The sequence below is a fragment of the Streptomyces viridosporus genome, from assembly GCF_002078235.1.
Lineage (GTDB): Bacteria > Actinomycetota > Actinomycetes > Streptomycetales > Streptomycetaceae > Streptomyces > Streptomyces viridosporus.
Genome location: NZ_MSGP01000103.1, coordinates 1 through 2730, shown reverse-complemented (window position 1 = coordinate 2730; position 2730 = coordinate 1). Strand labels below are relative to the sequence as shown.

The 2730-nt window shown below is 71.8% G+C and carries 3 protein-coding genes; 1 reads left to right on the top strand and 2 read right to left on the bottom strand.

Annotated elements, in window-relative coordinates:
• Window positions 1-488, top strand: a 488-nt coding sequence (locus B7L92_RS07330; RefSeq protein WP_143626254.1) for a VWA domain-containing protein, incomplete at its 5' end; no start/stop codon positions are given.
• Between the two features lie 117 nt (window positions 489-605).
• Here the strand turns inward: B7L92_RS07330 and B7L92_RS07325 are convergent.
• Together B7L92_RS07325 and B7L92_RS07320 are read right to left on the bottom strand one after the other, a co-directional pair.
• Window positions 606-1475 (bottom strand): hypothetical protein, encoded by an 870-nt coding sequence (locus B7L92_RS07325; protein WP_081236646.1) that lies wholly within the window; start codon window positions 1473-1475, stop codon window positions 606-608.
• A 183-nt stretch (window positions 1476-1658) separates the two neighbouring features.
• Window positions 1659-2730: metallophosphoesterase (locus tag B7L92_RS07320; RefSeq protein WP_255310800.1), on the bottom strand; the 1072-nt coding region annotated here is incomplete at its 5' end.

Here is a 2730-nt window from a genome sequence, read left to right as displayed (position 1 = left end):
CCGATCTGCAGATCGGCGAGCTCCCCGAGTGGCTGCGGCTGCACGTGCGCGTGGGAGAGCTGGGTCTCTTCCGGCGCAAGCGGAAGAAGGGGCTGGACCCGCGCCAGGTCGACATGCGGGAGGTCGGGTTCCAGAACGAGGAGCAGAAGGTCATCGCCGAGGTCCGCGCGTACGTCCGGGAGAACCCCGCCTCCGTGCCGACCCTCGTGCTGTTCTTCTCCGACGGCGGTGTCTATCGCAACGCCGAGATCGAGCAGCAGCTGCGCGAGGCCGTCGAGGAACCGGTCTTCTGGCAGTTCGTGGGGCTGGGCCGGTCGAACTACGGCGTGCTGGAGCGGTTCGACACGCTGCCCGGACGCCGCGTCGACAACGTCGGTTTCTTCGCCGTCGACGACATCGGCACCGTGCCGGACCCGGAGCTGTACGACCGTCTGCTGTCCGAGTTCCCGATGTGGATCACGGCCGCGCGGCGGGCGGGCATTCTCTGACCGGCGCACGGCGGCACACCGCGGGCAGGCACCACCCACCCGGCTCGCGCCCTCCGACGCGGGGCCCCGAGGGGCTCCGCCCGGAAGGGGGCGCAAGCCGACGGGGGGTCCGTCCGGCTACTCCGGCCGGTGCTCCGGCCCCCCGAAGTCCGGGCTCGAGTAGTCCGGGCTCGAGTAGCTGGGCCGCGGGCCGCGGGCGGGGCCATCGCCGGGGCTGGTGAAACCCGGCCGGCCGTAACCGAGGTGCGGCATGCGGCTGGTCGGCGCGGGCGGTGCCGTGTGACGCAGTGCGCCGGCCGCCGCCGGATCGGCGAGCGCGTCCCGCAGGAACGGCAGGATCCCCCGTTCCAGCAGGGCCTCGCGCCAGGCGTCCCTGGCCCGGGTCAGCTCCCCGTCGAGCACGTCGTACGGAGCGGCGAGGGCCGAGGGTTTGTTGCGCAGTGCGGTGAGCAGCAGACCCACCGCGGCGACGAGGATGGCGACCGCCGTCACGGCGCCGAACACCCAGCCGGTGGTGAGGATGGTCCGGGCGAACGCGGCGTCGGGGTCGAGCACCCGCAGGACGTAACCGACGAGCAGGAATATCGCGGCCGCGGCTCCGGCCAGGACGGGCGCCAGGACGGCGACGACGGCGACGGCGCCCGCGCCGGAGGCCTCGGCGACCTCGCCCACGGTGGCGGCGAGCCCGCCCGCGTGCGCGCCCGGCTCGGCGGAGTCGGAGTCGCGGACGGACGGGGCGGACGGCGCCGTCGGCCGGCGCAGTTCCTCGCGGATCTTCACGTAGTGCTGGTACTCGGTCGCCGCGGCCGCCGTGATGATCGCGGTGGCGCCCAGTGCCATCGTGCGCAGTTGTTCGGTATTGAGCCGCTGTCCGACAGCGGCCAGTTCCGGGCGGTGTGGTGCGGAGCGCAGCGCCTCATCGAGAATCCGCTCGTATTCCGTGCGGTCCTCGTTCAACAGGTACTGCGGAACGCTGTTCATGTGCATCCCCCGATGCTCCGTAGGGCTTGGGGCTCGGCATGCTGACGAGCCGTCGGGCAGAAACGGAGGGGAGCCTGCTACGGATAAGCCGATGGTAGAGCGGTGACGGTACGCGGTGACAGGGGGTTTACCGAAATTGCCGCGTGTGCGATGCGGTCGGGGGCCGCCGGGCGACGGCCCCGTGAACCGTCAGATGCCGAGCGGCAGTTGCTGGACCAGCAGTTTTCCGGCCATCGTGACGCCGCCGTCCATGGCGATGGCGAGACCGTCGGCGTAGACGTGCGGTCCCGAGACCACGGGGCCGGTGTCGTCCTCGCCGTCCTCGGAGCCGACTTCGCCCAGCAGGTACGGGATGGGGCTGTGGCCGTGAACGACCCGGGTGCCGCCGTACGTATCCAACAGGGAGCGCACCGCGTCGGCGCCGCCCTCGTCCCGGAAGGAGAACCGCTTGGTGAACTTGCGGAACAGGTCCCAGACCTCGTCCACGTCGTTGCGGGTGAGCGTCTCGCGGATGGTGTCGTTGACCTCTTCGATGGAGCGGCCGTAGTCGAGGTAGGCGGTGGTGTCGGAGTGGAGCAGCAGGTGGCCGTCGACCTCCTCGACGGCGTCGAGGCGGGCCATCCACTGCAGGTGGTGGTCCTGGAGGCGGTCCATGTCCGTCTTCTGGCCGCCGTTGAGCAGCCAGGCCGCCTGGAAGGTGGCGGTGCCCGCGCCGGAGTTGACGGGGGTGTCGCCGAACCGCTTGGCGCCGAGCAGCAGCAGCTCGTGGTTGCCCATGAGGGCCTTGCAGTAGCCGCCGGCCGCGGCGGCCTCCGCGGAGAGCCGCATCACGAGGTCGATGACGCCGATGCCGTCCGGGCCGCGGTCGGTGAAGTCGCCGAGGAACCACAGCCGCGCGGTACCGGCGCACCACTTCCCCGCGGCGTCGATGAGGCCCTGCTCCTGAAGGGCGGCCACCAGCTCGTCGAGGTAGCCGTGGACGTCACCGACCACGTACAGCGGGCCGGGCCCGGCCGCGGGCTGCGGGGCGGGCACGGACGCGGGGTCGACGGTCACCTGAACAGTGTCACCCCGATTGATGACGGGGAGGTCCCGCTGCGTGGGGGTGTACCCCTCCGGGTAGGCCTCCTCGGACGGCGGGGCGACGTCACCCGGGTGGGTGCTCTGGACGTACGGACCGGTCTCGTGGACGTACGCGGGTACCCGGAAGTCACGCAGTGTCGCCGTCCGCTCCACCTCGGGTCCCTGACCGGCCCCCTGA

Bases quoted from the DNA above. Each gene is read 5' to 3' on its own strand.
- B7L92_RS07325 (WP_081236646.1), bottom strand. From the start codon at position 1,475: ATGCACATGAACAGCGTTCCGCAGTACCTGTTGAACGAGGACCGCACG.